This window comes from Priestia flexa NBRC 15715, from assembly GCF_001591565.1.
In the GTDB taxonomy this organism is placed as follows: Bacteria; Bacillota; Bacilli; order Bacillales; family Bacillaceae_H; genus Priestia; species Priestia flexa.
Genome location: NZ_BCVD01000054.1, coordinates 1 through 22,639 on the forward strand (window position 1 = coordinate 1; position 22,639 = coordinate 22,639).

Below are 22,639 nucleotides of genomic sequence, written 5' to 3' on the forward strand. Positions count from 1 at the left end.
GAAAGAAAATGAAACAAAGTTGAGAGAAAAGCTAGGTACTCCCGTAAATATTACGAGAAACAAAAAAAAGGGAAAGATTGAAATTGAATTCTTTACTCAAGATGATTTAAATCGTCTATTAGAGTTATTAGAACATATTTCAATTGATCAAAAATAAAAAGGTTGTCCTAATTATTAGGACAACCTTTTTATTTTTCATATTCTAATCGATAGCTACGAGATGACAAGGAAACAGATGGTCCTCTACTGGTTTGGTAAGCATATTGAATACTAGTAGCAATTAATTCCGCAATGCTCATTACTAAATAAAGCCTTGTATTTTGTAGTACAAAAAACTCCATAAAACCGCTAACATTTACAATCCCAGTCATATGAATATCACCTACAGGAGGTAACTCTTTATTGACGCCTGCCCCAGGCTTTACCGGCCCTATTCCTAATGAAACAGATCCTACGCTCTTCATCCTTCCTAAACAAGCATCAATGCCTATAATAAAAGGATTATCAAATTCTTTCTGAATGATTTTTAAAGTATCTTTTAAATTTACAGCATGAATGGGGTCTTTTAATGTGCCGTATATATGAAAATGAGAAAGGCTTTTTTCTTTTAATTTCGTACCTACTAATGGTCCTAATGAATCTCCCGTTGAGCGGTCTGTTCCGATACAAACAATCACGACCGGTCTAGCAGGATCAGTTGGAAGTAACAGTCCTAGCTGTTTGCTTAATTGTTGAGCAGCAAATTCTTCATCATGGAAAATGCGAATTGAACGTGATGTTTTCTCAAAGAAGGAGGATTTTAGATTCATAGGTTCCACTCCTTATACATAATAGTAACAGTATACGAAGATTCTTAACATTCTATACATACATTTCGCTTAAAGGAGGAATTTATGTTGAAGCAGGGCTTTAAATGGATGTTTCTTATTTTAGGTACAATTATTGGAGCGGGCTATGCATCTGGAAGAGAACTTTGGCAATTTTTTGGCGAAGAAAGTGGACTGGCTCTGCTTTTGTTTACTGTTATCTTCATTATTTGCTGCAACGTGATTATGAGTATTAGTTTTCAATTGAAAACTAATCAATTTTATCCATTACTTATTGAAGTGTTTGGAAAAAGGTGGGCGTTTCTTTATGATAGCTTAATCATTTTTTACTTATTTTCAACAACAGTTATTATGATTGCAGGTGGAGGTGCTACGTTAGAAACATTTCAGCTTCCCTATTGGTTGGGAATTATGACCTTTAGCTTGTTAATTATTCTTGTGTTTATTAAAGGTATTCAAGGAATGCTTTCGATTAATTCTTACATTATGCCTGTACTCGTTATCGGTTTAATTAGCGTCCTTCTTTTCTTTATTTTAAAAAGTCAGCATGTTTTGGACATTGACTGGCATCATCAGCACAATTGGTCTTCAGGATTTACTTTTACGGCTTTAAATATCCTCCCTCTCGTTGCAGTTCTCACAACCATTGGAAATGAGATTAAAACAAAAGTAGAGATTCATATCGCTTCCATTGGAAGTGGTTTGTTAATTGGTGGTTTATCCTTTGTTTATAATGAATCACTTTTACAGGTTTCAGATTTGTTACCAGATTACGAAATTCCGTTATTTGCTATAATGAAAAGTTTCCCGTTTTTTATGCTAATCATTATGAGTGTATTATTATTAGTTGCTATCTATACAACAGCGGTATCGGGGATACTAGGTTTAACAACTAGGTTTCGTAGGAGTGAAAATACTGCGTTATGGAAAATGGCAATTATATTTGTCATCATTATGATTCCATTTACAAAGCTAGGTTTTTCTAAGTTAATTGCTGTTCTATACCCGTTATATGGTATGGTTAATCTATTCTTATTAGCGGCTTTACTAATTTATCCGATACGAAATATCTACAAAAATTAAATAAAACTTGCTAAAATAAACTAAAATATTATGACAATCATGAGAATGGGAGCTTGCAACATGGAATCAATTCAAGCTTTTTTTAAAACAGCTTTTCAAACGTTCTTTAAAGAAGAAACGTGGGCTAACATAGGTATAGGTTTTATTAAAGTAGTACTCATTATTATTGTTTCAATGCTGTTAATTCGATTTGGGAAAATGTTTTTAAACAAAATGATAGAGGTTCGGACAAAGAGCCCACTGCGTATTTCAGAACGAAGAGAAGCAACGCTAGTACGTTTAATTCAAAATGTATTTACGTATGCGGTGTACTTTATTGCGCTTGTCATGATTTTAGAAACGATGACAATCGAGGTAAAAGGACTATTAGCAGGAGCTGGAATCGTTGGTTTAGCAGTAGGATTTGGTGCTCAAAATTTAGTAAAGGATGTTATTACAGGCTTCTTTATTATATTTGAAGATCAGTTCTCTGTAGGAGATTATGTACGAATCGGTACATTTGAAGGCACTGTCGAAGAAATTGGTTTGCGGACAACTAAAATTAAAAGTTGGACAGGAGAAATTAATATCTTGCCTAATGGAAGTATTATAGAAGTGACAAACTTTTCGCTGCATAATAGTATCGCATTTGTGGATGTTAGTATCTCATATGAGGAAGATATTCAAAAAGCAGAAAAAATTATTCTGGAGTTATTAGAAGAATTACCTGGGAAATATGAAGATATGGTAAAAACACCAGAATTACTAGGAGTTCAAACAATGCAAGCAAATGAAGTCGTTATGCGTATTACAAGTGAAGTGAAGCCGATGAGACATTTTCACATTTCACGTATGATTCGTAAAGAAGTAAGAATGAGATTAAACGAATATGGTATTGAAGTTCCTTTTGCGAAGATGATTATGTATAATCGTGGTGAAGATCAAAAAAGTGTATTAAATCATCGAGAAAATCAAGGAGGTCACAGTAATTGAATCAAAAAGAATTTGGTTTAAATGACATTGTAGAAATGAAAAAGCCCCACCCTTGTGGAGAAAATAGATGGAAAATAATTCGAATGGGAATGGATGTTCGAATTAAATGCGAAGGTTGTGGTCATAGTGTCATGATTCCTCGTAAGGATTTTGCTCGAAAAATGAAAAAGATTTTAGTAAAGCATGAAGAATAACTGAAAAAGTAGTTCATATAAATGAAGGATTAGGACACGCTTTTCCAGTCAATAAAGCTTGTGTTTTCAAATGTGAATTACTATAATTGTGAAAGGTTAACTGGTTTTCGGTTATATAAAAGAGGAGTGAATAATCATATGGCTTTAACAGCTGGAATTGTTGGTCTTCCGAACGTTGGAAAATCAACTTTATTTAATGCAATTACACAAGCGGGAGCAGAATCTGCTAACTACCCTTTCTGTACAATTGATCCGAACGTTGGGATTGTAGAAGTTCCTGACGAGCGTTTAGATAAACTTACTGAGCTTGTAAAACCTAAAAAGACAGTTCCAACAGCATTTGAATTTACAGATATTGCTGGAATTGTAAAAGGTGCGAGTAAAGGCGAAGGATTAGGAAATAAATTTTTATCTCACATTCGTGAAGTAGATGCGATTTGTCACGTAGTACGTTGTTTTGAAGACGAGAATATTACTCACGTTTCAGGGAAAGTAGATCCTATTTCAGATATTGAGACAATTAATTTAGAGTTAATTCTAGCTGATTTAGAAACGGTGGACAAGCGAATTGGTCGCGTTCAAAAGATGGCAAAGCAAAAAGATAAAGAAGCGATGTATGAGTATGAAATCTTAGAAAAGTTAAAAGAAGCTTTTGAAGCTGGACAACCTGCTCGCTCTGTTTCATTTACTGATGAGCAATTAAAGCTTGCTAAGCAGCTACACCTTTTAACAATTAAACCAATTCTGTATGTAGCGAACGTATCAGAAGATGAGGTAGCGGATGCATCATCAAATCAATATGTAGCGAAAGTACGTGAATACGCGAAAGAAGAAGGCGCAGAAGTAATTGTAGTTTGTGCTCGTATTGAATCTGAAATTGTTGAGCTTGAAGGTGAAGAAAAGGAAATGTTCCTTGAAGAGCTTGGAATTGAGCAATCAGGTTTAGACCAATTAATTCGTGCCACTTATGATTTATTAGGCCTTGCAACATACTTCACAGCTGGTGAGCAAGAAGTACGCGCATGGACATTCAAAACAGGCATGAAGGCACCTGAATGTGCTGGTATCATTCATACAGACTTTGAGCGTGGGTTCATCCGTGCTGAAACGGTATCTTATGAAGATTTACTAGCAGCTGGAACAATGGGAGCTGCACGTGAAGCGGGAAAAGTTCGTCTTGAAGGAAAAGAATACATCGTTAAAGATGGCGATGTTATGCACTTTAGATTTAACGTATAAAAAAGTACGGCTCTAGGCCGTGCTTTTTTCTTTTGAATGAAACTCTTTTAATATCATTGCGTTTCGAAAGTTCACATGATATAATTTTAAATTGTGAGTAATATAATTATTGCTCCTTGCCCGTTTAGGGCCGTTAGACCAAAAGGAGGTGACAGTGATGAGAAAGTATGAAGTAATGTACATCATCCGTCCAAACATTGATGACGAAGCAAAAAAAGCATTAGTTGAACGCTTTAACGGTGTTTTAACTGACAATGGTGCAGAAGTTGCAAACGTTAAAGAATGGGGTAAACGTCGTTTAGCTTATGAAATCAACGATTTCCGCGATGGTTACTACATGATTCTTGACGTGGCAGCGACTTCAGAAGCAGTTTCTGAGTTTGATCGTCTTGCTAAGATCAACGAAGACATTATCCGTCATATCGTTGTTAAACAAGAAGCTTAATTTTTCGTTTAAATAAATAGTTTTTTCCTTAAGGAGTGGTTCTGATGATGAATCGCGTAATTCTCGTAGGACGCTTGACGAAAGATCCTGAATTACGTTATACCCCCAATGGAGCTGCAGTTGCAACATTCACGCTAGCAGTAAACCGCGCATTTACAAATCAACAGGGTGAACGTGAGACGGACTTTATTAACTGTGTCGTATGGCGTCGTCCTGCTGAAAATGTAGCAAACTTTTTGAAAAAAGGTAGTTTAGCTGGTGTTGATGGACGTTTGCAATCCCGTAGTTATGAAGGACAAGACGGTCGTCGAGTTTATGTAACAGAGGTTGTGGCAGAAAGTGTGCAATTCTTAGAACCAAAAAGTGGTGGCGGGGATATGCAACGCAATAACTTTGCTAACACTGGTGGATCTGGACAAGGCTCTCCATTTGGAGATAATCAGAACCGTAACTCAGGTAATCAAGGTTATACTCGCGTTGATAATGATCCATTTGCAAATAATGGTGAAACAATCGACATCTCTGATGATGACTTACCATTCTAAAAAGTGATAAGTGCGAAGTATACAATCGGATAGAGTTTAAAAGGGAAGGAGGCGTATTTCAATGGCAGGTGGACGTAAAGGTGGACGTAACAGACGTCGTAAAGTTTGTTTCTTCACAGCAAACGGCATCACTCACATCGACTACAAAGATGTAGATATGCTTAAAAAATTCGTTTCAGAGCGTGGTAAAATTTTACCTCGTCGTGTAACTGGAACAAGCGCTAAGTACCAACGTAAATTAACGATCGCTATCAAACGCGCTCGTCAAATGGCATTATTACCATATGTTTCAGGTGAATAATGAATATAAAAAGAGACAGTGAGGACTTCCTTGCTGTCTCTTTTTACATCTAAATAGATAAACTGGTGAAATAGTTGCTTCTCTTGTATTGAATCGATACAATAAGTAATAGTTTATACAATACGAGGTGAAGTTGTGAAAGGGATTCGTTATATTACCGAAGGAGCAGCACTTTTAGCCCTTTTTGTAGCGCTGTTGTTGTTTCTCCTATACATACCGGTTATTGGTGGGTTTTTAACTCTTGCTCTTGCTGTACCGTTTATTGTTTATACAGTTAGACATGGTGTAAAAAGATCTATTCTGTTTTTTGTTGTATCTTTATTGTTAACATTATTATTTGGGACAGTTGTAACATTACCAGCAACAATGGTTTTTGGTATAAGCGGTATTGTAATTGGCTACTTGTATCAACAGAAAAAAGCGCGATACAGCGTGTTGTTAGGTGGAACCATTGCTTTTAGCCTTGCATTTTTGCTAATGTTTGTGCTATCAAGTTTGCTTATGAATGTTAACTTAATTAGTGAAATGAACAATGCGTTGAATCAGTCAATTGATCAAAGCGTTGATATGATGAAAAGTTTAGGACAAACCGTTACAGATGAACAGATTCAACAGTTGGAACAAACCATTACAACTTTTAAATATTTACTTCCGCTGTTTATTGTCATGTTGGGGGTTGTTTGTGCCTTCTTTTCTCAGTTAATCGCTGCATCTGTATTAAAGCGTTTGAAGCATGATATTGAATCATTTCCACCATTTCGTGAACTGCAATTACCTAAAAGTGTAATTTGGTACTATTTAATTGTATTAATTTTATCATTTCCTTCATTTAATTTTGAAGAGGGATCATTTATGTTTATCGCCATCTTAAATTTAGCGATGGCCTTGCAAATGTTAGTCATGTTACAAGGATTTTCTTTTATCTTTTACTTTTCATATCAAAAAGGTTATTCGAAAGCAATTCCAGTGGTTGTAACAATTTTGGCATTTATTCTGCCGATTCTCCTTCAATTTGTACGTATCTTAGGTATAATTGATTTAGGATTTAATTTACGCAAGCGTATCGGGAATGTCGATAAATAAAAGTTAATGTGGAACTTAAAGATTAGGAGCTGAAACAGATGCCTGTCTTTACAAAGAAAAATATCATTCGTTATCCATTTTATTTACTGTACAGTATTGCTCTTATTTTAGTAGGAGTAGTGACATATCATAACTGGATGATTGGGGTAGGGGGATTTGTTCTTTTACTTATCACCTTGCTGCTATTTATTAAAATGGAGCGAATGTTAGTAGACGAGCTTGAAAAATATATCTCAATGATTTCTCACCGAGTAAAAAAGGTGGGAGAAGAGGCATTGATGGAGATGCCTATTGGGATTATGTTGTTTAATGATGAATATCAAATTCAATGGACTAACCCTTTCTTAGCTTCTTGTTTCGGTGAGGATTCATTAGTAGGACGTTCTTTATATGATGTAGCCGAAAGTGTTGTTCCGTTAATTAAACAAGAAGTTGAGACAGAAGTAGTCACTTTGCATGAAAGAAAATTTAAAGTAATTATCAAAAGAGAAGAACGTCTACTTTACTTTTTCGATGTTACAGAGCAGATTGAAATCGAAAAATTGTATGCTGATGAGAGAACCAGCATTGGTATTATTTTCTTAGATAACTATGATGAGCTTACACAAGGAATGGATGACCAAGTGAAAAGTAACTTGAATAGCCAAGTTACTTCTCTGCTTAATCATTGGGCTCAAGAATATGGTATCTTTATCAAGCGTACATCTTCTGAGAAGTTTATTGCAATCATGAATGAGCAAACGTTACTTCATCTTGAACGCAGTAAGTTTTCAATTTTAGATCAAGTGCGTGAAGAAACATCCAAACATAATATACCGCTTACACTAAGCGTGGGAATCGGCACCGGAACCTCTCCATTACCTGAATTAGGTGCATTAGCCCAATCCAGCCTTGATTTAGCATTAGGACGTGGTGGGGATCAGGTAGCGATTAAGCAACCAAATGGTAAAGTTAAGTTTTATGGTGGTAAAACAAATCCAATGGAAAAGCGTACGAGAGTACGTGCACGCGTCATTTCTCATGCCTTAAAAGAGCTTATCACGGAAAGTGGTCAGGTTATTATTATGGGTCATAAATATCCAGATATGGATGCGATAGGCGCTGCGATTGGTATTTTAAAAGTAGCACAAGTAAATCAAAAAGATGGATTTATCGTTTTAGATCCTCAACATATTGACACTGGTGTAAAGAGGCTTCTAGAAGAGATTAAGAAAAATCCGGATCTTTGGGAACGATTCATTACCCCTGATGAGGCGCTTAATCTGGTGAGTGACGATACGCTACTTGTCGTCGTCGATACTCATAAGCCTTCGCTTGTAATTGAAGAACGATTATTAAATCGGGTTGAAAACGTTGTTGTCATTGATCACCACAGACGAGGTGAGGACTTTATTGAAGATCCCTTACTCGTATATATGGAACCATATGCTTCCTCTACTGCAGAGCTAGTGACAGAGCTGTTAGAATATCAGCCTAAGCGTTTTAAAATCGATATGCTAGAAGCAACTGCTTTATTGGCAGGGATTATTGTAGATACGAAAAGTTTTACGCTTAGAACCGGTTCTCGAACGTTTGATGCTGCGTCCTTTTTAAGGTCTCAAGGGGCTGACACAGTCCTTGTTCAAAAATTCCTTAAAGAAGACATTAATCAATATGTGCAAAGAGCTCGTTTTATCGAGCATGCGGAAATTTATAAAGCAGGGATTGCTATCTCAAGAGCAGATGAAGCTGAAACATATGATCAAGTGTTGATTGCACAAGCTGCTGATACGTTATTATCGATTAGCGGAGTTGTCGCTTCATTTGTTATTTCAAAAAGAAGAGATCAGCTTGTTGGAATCAGTGCTCGCTCGCTAGGTGATATCAACGTTCAGGTAATTATGGAAAGCTTGCAAGGCGGCGGTCATTTAACGAATGCAGCTACTCAGTTACAAAACATGACGTTAGATCAAGCAGAAGAGCTACTAAAACAAGCAATTGATGAATACTTGGATGGAGGGAAAAAATCATGAAAGTAATTTTCTTAAAAGATGTAAAAGGAAAAGGTAAAAAAGGAGAGGTTAAAAACGTAGCCGATGGTTATGCACATAACTTCTTATTGAAAAATGGATATGCTGTTGAAGCAACAGGTGGTAATGTAAAAGTATTAGATGCTCAAAAGAAAAAAGAGCAAAAAGAAGCTGCTCAAGAGCTAGAAAATTGTAAAGAGCTAAAGAACACGCTCGAATCTTTGACAGTAGAATTAAAAGCTAAATCAGGTGAAGGCGGCCGTTTATTTGGTTCTATTACAAGCAAGCAAATTGCAGAAGAGCTAAAGAAAAAGCATAATATCAAAATTGATAAGCGTAAAATTGAGCTAGACGATGCAATTCGTGCGCTTGGCTATACAAATGTACCTGTGAAATTACACCCAGAAGTAACGGCTACAGTTAAAGTTCATGTAACAGAACAAAACTAATGGTAAGCGAGATTAGTCTATAAATAGTAGGGTTAAAATAAGAATAAATCAAACGTTGGCGCGAAGAATTTCGCGCCAACATTTGCGATAATCGAAAAAACGATAGAGGGGCATAGAAACTATGAATGATCTTTTTGCTGATCGTCTACCGCCTCAAAATATCGAAGCTGAGCAGGCGGTATTAGGGGCAATTTTCCTAGAGCCATCTTCTTTAACATTAGCGTCTGAATTATTAATTCCAGAAGACTTTTATCGAGCAGCTCACCAAAAGATTTTTACGTGTATGCTAAAACTTTCAGATCAAGGTGAACCAGTTGACTTAGTTACGGTTACATCAGATTTAGCAAATCAAAAAATCTTAGAAGAAATAGGCGGAGTGGCGTATCTAAGTGATTTAGCTAATTCCGTACCAACAGCTGCTAATATTGAATATTATGCGAAAATTGTAGAGGAAAAATCTATTCTTCGCAGGCTTATTCGAACGGCTACTGATATTGCTTCAGAAGGTTATGCGAGAGAAGATGAAGTCGAAGTCTTATTAAATGAAGCGGAAAAAAATATTTTAGAAGTAGCACAGCGTAAAAATACGGGCATGTTTCAAAATATTAAAGATGTTTTGGTGCAAACTTATGACAACATCGAAGTTCTTCACAATCGTAAAGGTGATATTACAGGCATTCCAACAGGATTTACGGATTTAGATCATATGACTGCTGGATTCCAGCGAAATGACCTAATTATTGTTGCTGCACGTCCATCAGTAGGTAAAACAGCGTTTGCATTGAATATCGCACAAAACGTAGCAACCAAGACAGATGAAAATGTAGCGATTTTCAGTTTGGAGATGGGAGCGGAGCAGCTTGTCATGAGGATGCTTTGTGCTGAAGGTAATATTGATGCACAAAGGCTAAGAACAGGATCCTTAACATCAGAGGATTGGGGAAAGCTAACCATGGCGATGGGTTCTTTATCTAATGCTGGTATTTATATAGATGATACGCCAGGTGTACGCGTAGGAGAAATCCGTTCAAAATGTAGACGTCTGAAGCAAGAAGGCGGTCTAGGAATGATTTTAATTGATTATCTACAGTTAATTCAAGGGAACGGTCGAAGCGGCGAGAATCGTCAACAAGAAGTATCAGAGATCTCTCGCTCGTTAAAAGCATTAGCACGTGAACTTCAGGTTCCTGTTATTGCATTATCTCAGCTTTCCCGTGGGGTTGAGCAACGTCAAGATAAAAGGCCAATGATGTCCGATATTCGTGAATCAGGGAGTATCGAACAAGATGCCGATATTGTAGCCTTTTTATATCGTGAAGACTACTATGAGAAAGATACTGAAAATCAGAACATCATTGAAATCATTATTGCTAAGCAGCGTAACGGTCCAGTTGGAACGGTTCAGTTAGCTTTTGTGAAGGAATATAATAAGTTCGTAAACTTAGAAAGACGCTTTGATGATTCGGGTGTACCACCAGGTGCATAAACCTCTCAATCCGAGAGGTTTTTTTGTTTATATTAGTATATGTTCGGTAAAAAGCAGTATATTATCTTTGATTTAGATTAAATAGTTCGGATTTACATTGACTTTACTATAATAAATTGATACACTTATTTACGGTTAAATTATGTCGTAGTAGGCTGTTGCTTACTAAGCGGAGGTGCTTAAGATATGTCTTCAGTTGTTGTAGTAGGAACACAATGGGGAGATGAAGGAAAAGGGAAGATTACAGACTTCCTATCAGAAAATGCAGAAGTAATTGCACGTTACCAAGGTGGAAACAATGCTGGTCATACGATTAAGTTTAATGGTGAAACGTACAAATTACATTTAATTCCTTCAGGGATTTTTTACGATGATAAAATTTGTGTAATTGGAAATGGTATGGTTGTAGATCCAAAAGCACTTGTTCAAGAATTAAAATATTTACACGATCGTAATGTAACAACAGATAACTTACGTATTAGTAACCGTGCGCATGTTATTTTACCTTACCACTTAAAATTAGATGAGGTAGAAGAAGAGCGTAAAGGTGATAATAAAATTGGAACAACAAAAAAAGGAATTGGTCCAGCATATATGGATAAAGCTGCACGTGTAGGTATCCGTATTGCAGATTTATTAGACCGTGAAGTGTTTGAAGCAAAATTAACACAAAACTTAGCTGAAAAAAATCGTCTTCTTGAAAGAATGTATGAAGTAGAAGGCTTTAAATTAGAAGATATCTTAGATGAATACTACGAATATGGTCAGCAGATAGCAAAATATGTTGTTGATACATCCGTTGTATTAAATGATGCTCTAGACGAAGGTCGTCGCGTATTATTTGAAGGTGCACAAGGTGTTATGTTAGATATCGATCAAGGAACATATCCGTTTGTAACATCTTCTAACCCTGTTGCTGGTGGTGTAACAATCGGTTCAGGTGTAGGGCCTTCAAAAATCAAGCACGTAGTAGGTGTTTCAAAAGCATACACAACTCGTGTTGGTGACGGTCCATTTCCAACAGAACTAACAAACGAAATTGGTGATCAAATTCGTGAAGTAGGTCGTGAATACGGAACAACAACGGGTCGTCCACGTCGCGTTGGTTGGTTTGACAGCGTAGTTGTTCGTCACGCACGTCGCGTAAGTGGTATTACAGATTTATCATTAAACTCAATCGATGTTTTAACAGGAATTGAAAAATTGAAAATCTGTGTAGCATATCGCTATGAAGGTAAAATTGTTGAGGAATTCCCAGCTAGCTTAAACGTTTTAGCTAAATGTGAACCTGTTTATGAAGAGCTTCCAGGTTGGACGGAAGATATTACAGGTGTGAAATCTTTAGATGAATTACCTGAGAACGCACGTCATTACTTAGAGCGTGTTTCACAATTAACTGGTATTCCATTATCTATTTTCTCAGTGGGACCAGATCGCAAACAAACAAACGTATTACGCGGAGTTTATAGCTAATACTTTTAAAAAAACCAACGTTTAGTTTTTTAAACGTTGGTTTTTTATATTGAATTCATTTTTTAAAAATATTCTTCTGAAAAAACTATTGCATTCAGTGTTTAAATCATGTTATTATAGTACATGTCGCTGATATTCATAGTATGAGCCATTAGCTCAGTTGGTAGAGCATCTGACTTTTAATCAGAGGGTCGAAGGTTCGAGTCCTTCATGGCTCACTTTTGTTACTATGGCCCGTTGGTCAAGCGGTTAAGACACCGCCCTTTCACGGCGGTAACACGGGTTCGAATCCCGTACGGGTCATTTTTATTACATATTATAAGCTGAGGGTCCCGTGGTGTAGCGGTTAACATGCCTGCCTGTCACGCAGGAGATCGCGGGTTCGATTCCCGTCGGGACCGCCATTTGATAATGGCTCGGTAGCTCAGTTGGTAGAGCAAAGGACTGAAAATCCTTGTGTCGGCGGTTCGATTCCGTCCCGAGCCATAAAAAGCATGACTTTTAAAAGTCATGCTTTTTTGTTTGTATATGGTTGAAAATTAATGAGGTTATTGTATAGTAGAGGATGAATTTGTGACGATTACTATGTTATGAAGTATAATACAATTAGTGTATTCAAACATTATGAATACTTACTTTCCTATTTTTGTTTGAAATGATAAAAGGAGAACGATGATCATGGATAAACGTATTTTAGTAGTAGATGACGAAAAACCAATTGCAGATATTTTGAAATTTAATCTGCAAAAAGAAGGTTACGAAGTATTTTGTGCTTATGATGGTGTAGAAGCACTTGAAAAAGTTGAAGAAGTACAACCAGAAATGATTCTGTTAGATATTATGCTGCCACAAAAGGACGGCATGGAAGTCTGTCGAGAAGTTCGAAAAAAGTATGATATGCCAATTATTATGCTGACAGCTAAAGACTCTGAAATCGATAAAGTGCTTGGTCTTGAGCTAGGTGCAGATGATTATGTAACAAAGCCTTTCAGTACGAGAGAGCTATTGGCGCGAGTAAAAGCGAATTTAAGAAGACATCAACAGATTTCAAATAGTGTTGAAGAAGAAGAGAGTAATGAGATAACAATCGGTGCACTTGTCATTCATCCAGATGCTTATATTGTTTCAAAGCGTGGAGAAACAATTGAATTAACACATCGTGAGTTTGAATTGCTGCATTACTTGGCGAAACATATTGGACAAGTCATGACGCGGGAGCATTTGTTACAGACAGTATGGGGATATGACTACTTTGGTGATGTTCGAACAGTTGACGTTACGGTTCGAAGATTGCGTGAGAAAATTGAAGATAACCCAAGCCATCCAATGTGGATTGTAACAAGACGTGGGGTAGGTTATTATTTGCGTAGTCCAGAACAGGAGTAACGCTATATTATGAAGAAAGTCCGTTTTTTTCAGTCCATTCATTTGAAGTTTGTGCTAATTTATGTATTGCTTATTTTAATTGCAATGCAAATTATTGGTGTCTACTTTGTACGTCAGTTAGAAAAAGAACTTGTTAATAACTTTACAAACTCATTAACGGAACGTGTAGGTCTACTTGCTTATAATATTGAACAAGAGCTAGAAAAAACACGTAATGATACTTCCCCTACGTTAGAAGAAGATTTAGAAGTAGTATTGAGAGATTTTGCTTCTATGCAGGGAATTTCCTCTAAAGACATATTAGAGGTACGCGTTATCGATCCGAATCGACGTATTATAGGGACATCAAACCCAAACCCTGAACAAATAGTAGGGAAAAAAATAAATGACTTAGCCGTTACGAATGCCCTTTTAGCAGGAACATCTTCTAATAAAGTATATCGTAAAAGCGGTGACAGAATTAGAGTATTGACGGTTCCTATTCGTCTGCAGGATGATGTGGGAGGAAATGCTTCTACAAATCCAAATAATCGAGAAAGCTTACAGTCAGAACAAGAGATACTAGGTGCTGTTTATTTAATTGCGACGATGGAGCCGGTCTATGAGCAAATGAGGAAAATTAATAGTATCTTTGCTTCTGGTACGGTTATATCGTTAGTTATTACTGCCCTTTTAGGTGTTTTTCTGGCTCAGACGATTACGCGACCAATGTCTGAAATGCGTAAGCAGGCATTAGAAATGGCTAAAGGAAACTTTTCAAGAAAAGCAAAGGTCTATGGTTATGACGAGATAGGGCAACTTGCTTTAACGTTTAACAATTTGACAAGAAAGCTTCAAGAGGCACAAGCTACTACTGAAGGAGAGCGACGTAAGCTCAGCTCCGTACTTGCTCATATGACAGATGGCGTTATTGCTACTGACCGAAAAGGTAGAGTAATCTTAATTAATGACCCAGCTGCGTCAATGTTAAACGTTTCACGTGAAACAGTATTGTCAGAGCCAATTGTGACGCTTTTAGGTTTAGATGAAACACATACATTCGAAAGCCTATTGGCTAATCAAGATTCACTTATTCTTGATTTTAGTACGAAAACAGAGCCGTTTATTTTACGAGCAACTGTTTCAGCTATTCAAAAGGAAACGGGTTTTATCAACGGAATCATTATCGTCTTGCACGACATTACAGAGCAGGAGAAAATTGATCAGGATCGCCGAGAGTTTGTAGCAAACGTCTCTCATGAGCTTAGAACACCATTGACAACAATGCGAAGCTATTTGGACGCTTTAGCAGAAGGCGCATGGCAGGATAAAGAGATAGCACCAAGTTTTTTACATGTTACCCAAACAGAAACGGAGCGTATGATTCGATTAGTCAATGACTTGTTACAATTGTCTAAGTTAGATAGCGAAGACTATCGCTTTAGTCGAGACCCGGTTAACTTTGTAAAGTTTTATCATTACATCATTGATCGCTTTGAAATGACTATTGAACAAGGAATTACGTTTGTTAGAGAGCTTCCAGATGAAGCCATCTATGTAGCAGTTGATCAAGATAAAATTACACAAGTATTAGACAATATTATTTCAAATGCAATTAAGTATTCACCAGAAGGTGGAACAATTACATTTTCTATTGAACAACACACGCATGAAATTGTGGTAAGTATTAAAGACCAAGGTATGGGAATACCAAAATCAAATCTGTCCAAAATCTTTGAACGCTTTTATCGTGTGGATAAAGCAAGAACTCGCAAACTAGGAGGGACAGGTTTAGGTTTGGCTATTGCAAAAGAAATTATTGAAGCTCACGATGGTCGAATATGGGCAGAAAGTAAAGAAGGGATTGGGACATCTATTTACTTCACACTTCCAATTGAAAGTGAGAATGATGAAGAATGGGAATGAGATATGAAAATATAAAAACCATTGTGCTAGTTATTTTGGTGGTTTTAAGCTTATTCCTCACTTGGAATTTATGGTCCTATCAATCTCCTTCTGATTTAAATACTGAAACCCAAAACCTTCAAGAAGCTGATGTAGGTGGAAAGAGTGAGCTAGAGGATTATATACGTCCTACAAAGGTACTCTATCACCAAAGTGGTAGTCACTATTTATCACATGAAGAAAAGCGAATAGACTCATGGTTACAAGAAATGAGAACGTGGAAATTAGGGGATATTACAGACGTTTCGAGTGCTATTGAGCCTAGTGGCTTTTTAAATTATGTCCATGATAATAATTCTGTGGAAATTGTATATCCAGACCTAATACCAGTTGAAACCTTTCAGCAAATGTTTAGCTTTACGACGGATAAATTGCCAAGGGTAGATTTTGATCGTGTAGTCATAAAGATAAAAAAGACCCCCAATTTATCTGTAAATATGTATTTGGTGAACTATAGCCAACAAAAAGTGTATGCGGTGAAAATTAGTAATGTAGTCAAGAACGATGTGCAGAAATTAGCGGATGCAGGAACATCAGCAGAGCGTTGTCTGGTTTATAAAAAGAATGAGAATCGCTATATCTTCATACCAGCTCAGACTTCTCACATGCATAAACTGTATGCATATGAAGCACCTTTAGATATTCGTAAGTTTCAAAATGCGCTGTTTACAAATCCAAGTTATGCTCGTACAGAAAGCTTAGCATATAGAGAATTATATACAGAAGGAACCAAAGTTATTAATGTAAATACCAGGACAAACGTCATGGAGTATGTAAACTTGGTGAATTCGAATACGGAATCAAATGATGACGCAAATTTATTAAATCGTAGCTTTAGCTTTGTTAATGATCATGCCGGATGGACAGAGCCAGATTACCGTTTGGATAGTTGGAATCGTGTAACAAAAGAGATTACATACCGGTATTATCATGATAATCACCCTGTATACAGCAATCAGGGCATGACAGAAATCTATCAAAGATGGGGCAATGCTGAGGTCTTAAATTATCGTCGACCTTTGTATCGATTTGTTCAAGTATCCTTACCTGAAATGAAAGTACAGTTACAGTCTCCTCAAGAAGTAATTGAAATGATTGAGAAGCATCAGGATTTTGATCCTTCTCTGTTAAATGATATATCAATTGGATATCAGCTTGAGGAAGGTATTGGGGATAATCAGCAGCAAGATACGGATAAAACAGAGTATGATTCAAACTCGGTTACATTGGTTCCTTCTTGGTTTTACTACTATAATAATAAGTGGTACCGAGTTACGTTACCTGATGAAGGAGGCGTAAACGGTGGATTGGAATAAAACGAAATCGATTTTTATCGTAACGTTTCTGGTTTTAGATCTGTTTTTAATTTATCAATTCATGAAAAAGCATGATCAAGACCAGTATTCGTTATTTGTTGAATCAAGCATTGAAGATCAATTAGCAGCAGAAGGAATAACGTATACGGAGCTACCTAAGAGTGAAAAAAAAGCATCTTCATTAAATGCAAACAGTAAAAGGTTTAGTGAGAATGACTTGAAGAAGCTTAAAAAACAAAAAGCAAAATTAATTGATGAAAAAACAATTGAAAGTACGTTAGATAAACCAATTCCTGTTCCAGCAAAGAATAAAACATCAAAGTTAAATCAGTTCTTACAAGACTATGTTCTTTCCGGAAATTCATATACGCTGTGGAAAATTAACGAAGATAAAAATACGATTACATTTTACCAACAGTATAAAAATAAAGTTATTTATGATAACGAAAATGGCATTGTCATTGCTCATTTGAATGATAAGAATGAAATTACTTCTTACGAGCAGACGTTTATGGAAAATATCGAGCCTTTAGATGATGAACAAGAGGTTCTTGCCCCAATTAAAGTCCTTGAAAATCTGTATTTGAAAGAAGAATTAACCGAAAAAAGCACGGTAACAAAAGTAGAGTTAGGTTATTATACCTTCGATTTACCTCTGCCAAGCTCCCAGGTTCTTGCGCCTACTTGGCACGTTGTCGTAGATGAAGATGTTGACTATTTTGTAAATGCTTTTGAAGGACAAATCATCCAAAAAAGCTTGAAATAGTATATTGGAGTGAGAAAAATGAGTTTGCATTTTAGCGTGCTAGCTAGCGGTAGTACTGGAAATGCGATTTTTGTAAGTGATGGAGACCAATCGCTATTAGTCGATGCAGGCTTAAGTGGTAAGAAAATGGAGTCACTTTTTCAAGAAATCGATCGAGATATTCACAACTTATCAGGAATATTGGTAACCCATGAACATAGTGATCATATTAAAGGGTTAGGCGTACTAGCTCGTAAATATAAATTGCCTATCTATGCAAATGCAAAAACATGGAGAGCTATGGATGGGTTAATTGGACAAGTATCAACTGACCAACAGTTTCATTTTGAAATTGGTGAAAATAAAACATTTGGAAGTATCGATGTTGAATCGTTTGGTGTATCTCATGATGCTGCTGAGCCAATGTTTTATGTTTTTCATCAAGGAGATAAAAAACTTACGTTAATTACGGATACAGGCTATGTCAGTGATCGCATGAAGGGCATTATTAAAAATAGTCAGGCTTTTGTTTTTGAAAGCAATCATGATGTTGAGATGCTTCGTATGGGAAGGTATCCTTGGAGCGTTAAGCGTCGTATTTTAAGTGATGTAGGACATGTTTCAAATGAGGATGCAGCATTGGCAATGGCGGACGTTATTGGTGATCAAACAGAGAGAATTTATCTAGCTCATTTAAGTCTAGATAACAATATGAAAGAAATTGCGCGAATGTCTGTTTCACAAGTTTTAGCTGAAAAAGATATTGATGTGAAAGAACAGATAAAACTTTATGATACAGACCCTAATAGACCAACATCGATTGTTTATGTATAGTCTACATAAACAAAACAAAAAATAACTTTATTGAGATGGTTAGAAAGAAGCAGAAGTGTCCAAAAAAGTAATAGTTCATCTGTTTTGGTACTTATAATCATAATAAATGAAAAGGTCGGTGATGTATATGGAACATTATGATGAGAATCGGGAACCATCTCCTTCACGTCAAAAGCCAAGAAGACGTGGGGGCTGGTTTCTGTCGTCATTAATAGGAGCAATTATTGGAGGAATAGTGGTTGTCACTGCACTTCCATTTTTATCGAATTTAAATTTACTTCCAAACCCTCCAGCAGAAGAAAATCAAGGCTCTATTCAAAATGGTGAAGATATCGTTCAAAAGACGGTTTCTGTCGATGTAAACACAGATATTACGAAAGCTGTTAATCAAGTTAATGAAGCAGTTGTTGGAGTGGTAAATATCCAGCAAGGAGAAAGCTTTTGGAACGAAAGCGGGCAAGACGCTGGCACCGGTTCTGGTGTCATCTATAAAAAGCAGGGAAATAAAGCCTTTATCATTACCAATCATCATGTAATTCAAGGTGCTCAGCAAATTGAAGTCAGCTTATATGACGGCTCTAGAGTACCCGCGCGCGCACTAGGAAGCGATGAGTTAATGGATTTGGCTGTTATTGAAATTGATGCTGAACATGTAACAAAGATCGCCAGCTATGGGGATTCAGATAAGCTGAAAGTCGGAGAGCCCGTTATTGCTATTGGGAATCCTCTTGGACTACAGTTCTCTGGTTCTGTAACACAAGGGGTTGTCTCAGGTGTAAACCGTGTCATTCCACAGGACCTAAATAATGATGGAAGTCCGGATTGGCAAGCAGAAGTTATTCAAACAGATGCAGCAATTAACCCTGGAAATAGCGGTGGTGCCTTGATTAATATTGACGGCAGGCTGATTGGAATTAACTCGATGAAGATTGCTCAGCAGGAAGTTGAAGGGATTGGTTTGGCCATTCCAATCAATATGGCAAGACCTGTTGTGGATGATTTAGAAAATTATGGAGAAGTAAGAAGACCTTATTTAGGTGTTGGAACATTATCATTAAGTGAAATATCGGGCTACCACCTAAAAGAAACGTTAAAGCTCCCAAAAGATGTTGTGAATGGTGTGGCCGTATTAAATGTTGCCGCTGGCTCACCAGCTGATAAAGCAGGCTTAAAAGAATATGACGTTATCGTCGCTTTGGATGGAGAAGATATTAAAGACTTAGTAGGGTTACGTAAGCACTTATATATTGACAAAGAAATAGGTGACAGCATGGAAGTGACTTTTTACAGGCAAGGTAAAAAGCAAACAGTAACGGTTAAGCTATCACGAGAGTCATTATAAACAAAAAAGTTATCCACAGAGGAACTTTCTCTGTGGTCTTTTTACTGATACTTATAAAAAAGAAAGGAGATTGCAATTTGAAAATTTATTGTTGCTTAGAGCATACAGAATTAGCGTTAGATGTAGCCGTAGATGAGATTGAGTTAGCACCGGTTTTTAAAGAAATTGATGAAAATGAACGCAACCATACATGTGAATACTGCGAAAACCTAGCGTTATACACAGTGGAAAACTAAAAAAACACAGATTGTGTATATATCTTGTGGATATGTGGATAAAATCTGTGGATAATTTACAAGGGAGATTATTTTGAATATTTCAATTGTATCAATCGGAAAATTAAAAGAGAAATACTTAAAGCAAGGTATTGATGAATACTTAAAACGATTAGCTCCGTATGCCAAAATTGAGATTATTGAACTTTCGGACGAAAAAGCACCTGAAAACTTAAGTGATTCGGAAATGGTTCAGGTGAAGCAAAAAGAGGGAGAGCGGATATTAAGTAAGATTGGTCAAGATGTACACGTCATTGCTTTAGCCATTAATGGTAAGCAGCGCTCATCTGAAGAGCTTGCAAAAGATTTAGACTCACTTGCTACATACGGAAAAAGCAAGGTAGCCTTTGTTATCGGAGGATCACTTGGACTCAGCGATGAAGTGATGAAAAGAGCAAACGCTACGCTCTCTTTTTCAAAGATGACGTTTCCGCATCAGCTTATGCGTTTGGTGTTGGTTGAACAGATTTACCGTGCGTTTCGGATTAATCGTGGTGAACCGTACCACAAATAGAGGCAGAAATTGTTGCAAATAAGGTGGTAACTTTTTATCGGAAGCGGGTATTGAAAATGTATGTTCATTATCCGTTTCACGATATAACAGGTGGATCAGTGTAAAAGTTTTCGATATGTGCATTTCAGTAAAGTCAAAATCCAGTTCTATGTTTTTAATTGATCTGGATTTATCTATTTGCTTGATTTCAATATTATCAATTAACAACTGTAGTAATTGTTTTTGACTTTCCCTAGATGACTCTTTATAAACTGATAGGAACTTCTTTAGTAATTGCTCGATCAATTCTGGTTGGATTACTTTTGAATCGACAGAACCTAATTGTATTATAATCTCATTTTTCCTTTGTTCTAACCCTCTTTTATCATTGGAGACCTTTTGTAATCTTTCTTGTAGAATATCTACAGGGAGAGTGTTTTTCTCAAAGGCTTCCATATACTTCCCTTGTAATTGTTCAATTTCTTTCAGTTGCTTTTCAATATCTTCTAGTTCTTTATTAAGCTGATTTATCGAATGGGCAGAACTAGAACTAATGTCTGTAAGCGTCTTATATAACCTCTTCTTATTAGAACTAAAATGTTCAATTTTTTTGATAACCGTATTTTCTGCTTCATACGCCTTAATGGAATTAGCTTTACATACAGCAGATCCTTTATTATGAAAATCGCTACAGACGTAATAACGATGTTTTCGTTTTGTCCCATCTTTTAGTGTATGTGTTGTAATTGAAGGGACCATACCTTGACCGCAATCAGGGCAACGTAATAGTTTACTAAGTAAAAATGGCTCATTTGATTGACGCTGCTTAAATGATTTACTTTGTCTTCTTGCTTGTACGACGTTCCATAATTCATCCGAAATAATAGCGTTATGCTTTCCTTCAACAAGGATGGGGTTAGGGTTTTTCCCTTTTCTTCGTTTGGTATCCCAATTCTCTACTTTTAGCCAGCTGATTTTACCGTTATATATAACATTGTCTAGGATTTGTGCTATACCATTGATGGAAAAATATCGGTTACGTTTCGTCTTATATCCTTCTTTATTTGAATGGTTAGAAATTGCTCTTAGCCCTTTGCCATCTGCATACATATGATAGATTAACTGTACTACTTCTGCTTCCTTCTCATTGATAACAAGTTCCTTCTTTACAGTGTCATAACCAAATACAATACCACCGTTCCATCGCCCTTCTAATGCCCGTTGCTTCATTCCTAGTTTTACGTTTTCTGCCAAATTATTACGCTCCATTTCAGCAATAGAGGCCATAATTTGAAGTACTAGGCGACCTATAGGACTACTGGTATCAAAGTTTTCTGAGTAAGATATAAATTTCACATTGTATTTCTCAAACTTATCTAGAATTGTGAGTGTGTCTAACATATTTCTTGAAAGTCGAGAAATTTTCCATACTATCACAGCATCAAATCTCTCATTTTCTACATCTTTAATTAACCTTTTCATTTCTGGACGTCCTTTTACGGATTTACCGCTAATTCCTTCATCGACATACTCATCAATCAGTTCCCATTTATAGACTTGAGCATATTGCCGAAGTGTTTGAAGTTGAGCGGCTATACTGAAACCTTCCTTTGCTTGTTCTTCTGTACTTACGCGGGCATAAATTGCTACCCTTTTTATTTCTGTTGTCATAGTTGTCCTCCTTTTGCCTTTATAATACTATGAAAGTATTAGAAGGGGAAAATGGACTTTAATTTCCATTATTTTATATTTGTGGGTAAATTGTATTAGAGAAATTAGATAGCTGCATTAATCATCAATACTTTGATGAAAGATATACAGCTTGTGAAATAGTGATCTTAAACTAACTGGGCAGGTTAGTTCAAATTCTGTTTTATATAAATAAAAGACGGTGAAAACGCACCGTCTATAATTAGCTATTTATTTTGTGTTAATTCTTTGTAATAAAGGTAATCGACTTTATGCTTGGTAGCCATTAACTGTGAAGCCAAAACCGCCGTATAAACAGTGGTTAGTACAATTGCTCCAACACCAAGACCTGAAAGGTTTATCTTATTAGATGTACTCATTCCATTATTGCTTGTGTTCATTCCATTATTACTTGTAGGTGATTCTTCCATTTTATTAACCCCCTCATTTGTTATAGGGGTATTATTTGTAACGGCATTTAAACTTATACTCAAAAAATAACAGGCAGG

23 protein-coding genes, 4 tRNA genes and 1 pseudogene are annotated in these 22,639 nt (G+C 36.4%); 25 read left to right on the forward strand and 3 right to left on the reverse strand.

Annotation, left to right across the window (positions count from 1 at the left end; all coding sequences use genetic code 11):
- Positions 1-157, forward strand: a pseudogene (locus BFL01S_RS21025) (chromosome partitioning protein ParB); the annotation flags it as partial.
- A gap of 31 nt (positions 158-188) precedes the next feature.
- Here the strand turns inward: BFL01S_RS21025 and yyaC are convergent.
- Positions 189-809 carry a spore protease YyaC gene (gene yyaC, locus BFL01S_RS10640; RefSeq protein WP_061785677.1) on the reverse strand — a complete coding sequence of 207 codons (621 nt, stop codon included), beginning with the start codon at positions 807-809 and terminating at the stop codon, positions 189-191.
- An 84-nt stretch (positions 810-893) separates the two neighbouring features.
- On the opposite strand from yyaC, the gene BFL01S_RS10645 reads away from it, so the two are divergent.
- From BFL01S_RS10645 to rlmH, 24 genes are all read left to right on the forward strand, one after another.
- Entirely contained in the window at positions 894-1,910 is a 1,017-nt protein-coding gene (locus BFL01S_RS10645) for a YkvI family membrane protein (RefSeq protein WP_061785678.1), read from the forward strand.
- A gap of 60 nt (positions 1,911-1,970) precedes the next feature.
- On the forward strand, positions 1,971-2,882 hold the full coding sequence (locus BFL01S_RS10650) for a mechanosensitive ion channel family protein (RefSeq protein ID WP_025907882.1): 912 nt from the start codon (positions 1,971-1,973) through the stop codon (positions 2,880-2,882).
- Positions 2,879-3,076 (forward strand): DUF951 domain-containing protein, encoded by a 198-nt coding sequence (locus BFL01S_RS10655; protein WP_025907883.1) that lies wholly within the window; start codon positions 2,879-2,881, stop codon positions 3,074-3,076. Before BFL01S_RS10650 ends, BFL01S_RS10655 begins: the two co-directional genes overlap by 4 nt.
- 138 nt (positions 3,077-3,214) lie before the next feature.
- Complete coding sequence (ychF, locus tag BFL01S_RS10660) at positions 3,215-4,315, forward strand: redox-regulated ATPase YchF (RefSeq protein WP_025907884.1); 1,101 nt, start codon at positions 3,215-3,217, stop codon at positions 4,313-4,315.
- A 157-nt stretch (positions 4,316-4,472) separates the two neighbouring features.
- Positions 4,473-4,760, forward strand: a complete 288-nt coding sequence (gene rpsF / locus BFL01S_RS10665) for a 30S ribosomal protein S6 (protein WP_025907885.1) — start codon at positions 4,473-4,475, stop codon at positions 4,758-4,760.
- Positions 4,761-4,804: 44 nt separating this feature from the next.
- On the forward strand, positions 4,805-5,305 hold the full coding sequence (ssb, locus tag BFL01S_RS10670) for a single-stranded DNA-binding protein (protein ID WP_061785679.1): 501 nt from the start codon (positions 4,805-4,807) through the stop codon (positions 5,303-5,305).
- 61 nt (positions 5,306-5,366) lie between these two features.
- Entirely contained in the window at positions 5,367-5,606 is a 240-nt protein-coding gene (gene rpsR / locus BFL01S_RS10675; RefSeq protein WP_013059913.1) for a 30S ribosomal protein S18, read from the forward strand.
- Positions 5,607-5,741: 135 nt separating this feature from the next.
- Entirely contained in the window at positions 5,742-6,689 is a 948-nt protein-coding gene (locus BFL01S_RS10680; RefSeq protein WP_061785680.1) for a YybS family protein, read from the forward strand.
- A gap of 38 nt (positions 6,690-6,727) precedes the next feature.
- On the forward strand, positions 6,728-8,701 hold the full coding sequence (locus tag BFL01S_RS10685) for a DHH family phosphoesterase (RefSeq protein WP_061785681.1): 1,974 nt from the start codon (positions 6,728-6,730) through the stop codon (positions 8,699-8,701).
- Positions 8,698-9,147, forward strand: coding sequence for a 50S ribosomal protein L9 (rplI, locus tag BFL01S_RS10690; RefSeq protein WP_025907889.1), 450 nt, complete (start codon positions 8,698-8,700; stop codon positions 9,145-9,147). Before BFL01S_RS10685 ends, rplI begins: the two co-directional genes overlap by 4 nt.
- Positions 9,148-9,268: 121 nt before the next feature.
- Complete coding sequence (gene dnaB / locus BFL01S_RS10695; protein WP_061785682.1) at positions 9,269-10,633, forward strand: replicative DNA helicase; 1,365 nt, start codon at positions 9,269-9,271, stop codon at positions 10,631-10,633.
- A 186-nt stretch (positions 10,634-10,819) separates the two neighbouring features.
- Positions 10,820-12,106: an adenylosuccinate synthase gene (locus BFL01S_RS10700; protein WP_025907891.1), complete on the forward strand. Its 1,287-nt coding sequence runs from the start codon at positions 10,820-10,822 to the stop codon at positions 12,104-12,106.
- Between the two features lie 145 nt (positions 12,107-12,251).
- Positions 12,252-12,324: transfer RNA gene (locus BFL01S_RS10705), tRNA-Lys, on the forward strand.
- A 13-nt stretch (positions 12,325-12,337) separates the two neighbouring features.
- Positions 12,338-12,409, forward strand: a tRNA-Glu gene (locus BFL01S_RS10710).
- A gap of 25 nt (positions 12,410-12,434) precedes the next feature.
- Positions 12,435-12,510: transfer RNA gene (locus BFL01S_RS10715), tRNA-Asp, on the forward strand.
- 9 nt (positions 12,511-12,519) lie between these two features.
- A tRNA-Phe gene (locus tag BFL01S_RS10720) sits at positions 12,520-12,592 on the forward strand.
- A gap of 192 nt (positions 12,593-12,784) precedes the next feature.
- Positions 12,785-13,492: a response regulator YycF gene (gene yycF / locus BFL01S_RS10725; RefSeq protein ID WP_025907892.1), complete on the forward strand. Its 708-nt coding sequence runs from the start codon at positions 12,785-12,787 to the stop codon at positions 13,490-13,492.
- A 9-nt stretch (positions 13,493-13,501) separates the two neighbouring features.
- Positions 13,502-15,397: a cell wall metabolism sensor histidine kinase WalK gene (gene walK, locus BFL01S_RS10730; protein WP_061785683.1), complete on the forward strand. Its 1,896-nt coding sequence runs from the start codon at positions 13,502-13,504 to the stop codon at positions 15,395-15,397.
- Entirely contained in the window at positions 15,388-16,752 is a 1,365-nt protein-coding gene (locus BFL01S_RS10735) for a YycH family regulatory protein (RefSeq protein ID WP_061785684.1), read from the forward strand. Before walK ends, BFL01S_RS10735 begins: the two co-directional genes overlap by 10 nt.
- A complete protein-coding gene (locus BFL01S_RS10740; RefSeq protein WP_061785685.1) occupies positions 16,739-17,518 on the forward strand; it encodes a two-component system regulatory protein YycI in 780 nt (259 codons plus the stop codon). The genes BFL01S_RS10735 and BFL01S_RS10740 overlap by 14 nt, the downstream gene beginning before the upstream one ends.
- Positions 17,519-17,536: 18 nt before the next feature.
- Positions 17,537-18,331 carry an exodeoxyribonuclease YycJ gene (gene yycJ, locus BFL01S_RS10745; RefSeq protein ID WP_061785686.1) on the forward strand — a complete coding sequence of 265 codons (795 nt, stop codon included), beginning with the start codon at positions 17,537-17,539 and terminating at the stop codon, positions 18,329-18,331.
- 127 nt (positions 18,332-18,458) lie between these two features.
- Positions 18,459-19,673, forward strand: coding sequence for a S1C family serine protease (locus BFL01S_RS10750; RefSeq protein WP_061785687.1), 1,215 nt, complete (start codon positions 18,459-18,461; stop codon positions 19,671-19,673).
- Positions 19,674-19,750: 77 nt separating this feature from the next.
- Positions 19,751-19,909: a CxxH/CxxC protein gene (locus tag BFL01S_RS19980; RefSeq protein WP_064484031.1), complete on the forward strand. Its 159-nt coding sequence runs from the start codon at positions 19,751-19,753 to the stop codon at positions 19,907-19,909.
- A 73-nt stretch (positions 19,910-19,982) separates the two neighbouring features.
- Complete coding sequence (rlmH, locus tag BFL01S_RS10755) at positions 19,983-20,462, forward strand: 23S rRNA (pseudouridine(1915)-N(3))-methyltransferase RlmH (protein ID WP_025907898.1); 480 nt, start codon at positions 19,983-19,985, stop codon at positions 20,460-20,462.
- Here the strand turns inward: rlmH and BFL01S_RS10760 are convergent.
- Positions 20,364-22,112 carry a recombinase family protein gene (locus BFL01S_RS10760; RefSeq protein ID WP_061785688.1) on the reverse strand — a complete coding sequence of 583 codons (1,749 nt, stop codon included), beginning with the start codon at positions 22,110-22,112 and terminating at the stop codon, positions 20,364-20,366. The genes rlmH and BFL01S_RS10760 overlap by 99 nt on opposite strands.
- 245 nt (positions 22,113-22,357) lie before the next feature.
- Complete coding sequence (locus BFL01S_RS10765; protein ID WP_036688299.1) at positions 22,358-22,561, reverse strand: hypothetical protein; 204 nt, start codon at positions 22,559-22,561, stop codon at positions 22,358-22,360.
- Positions 22,562-22,639 lie beyond the last annotated feature (78 nt).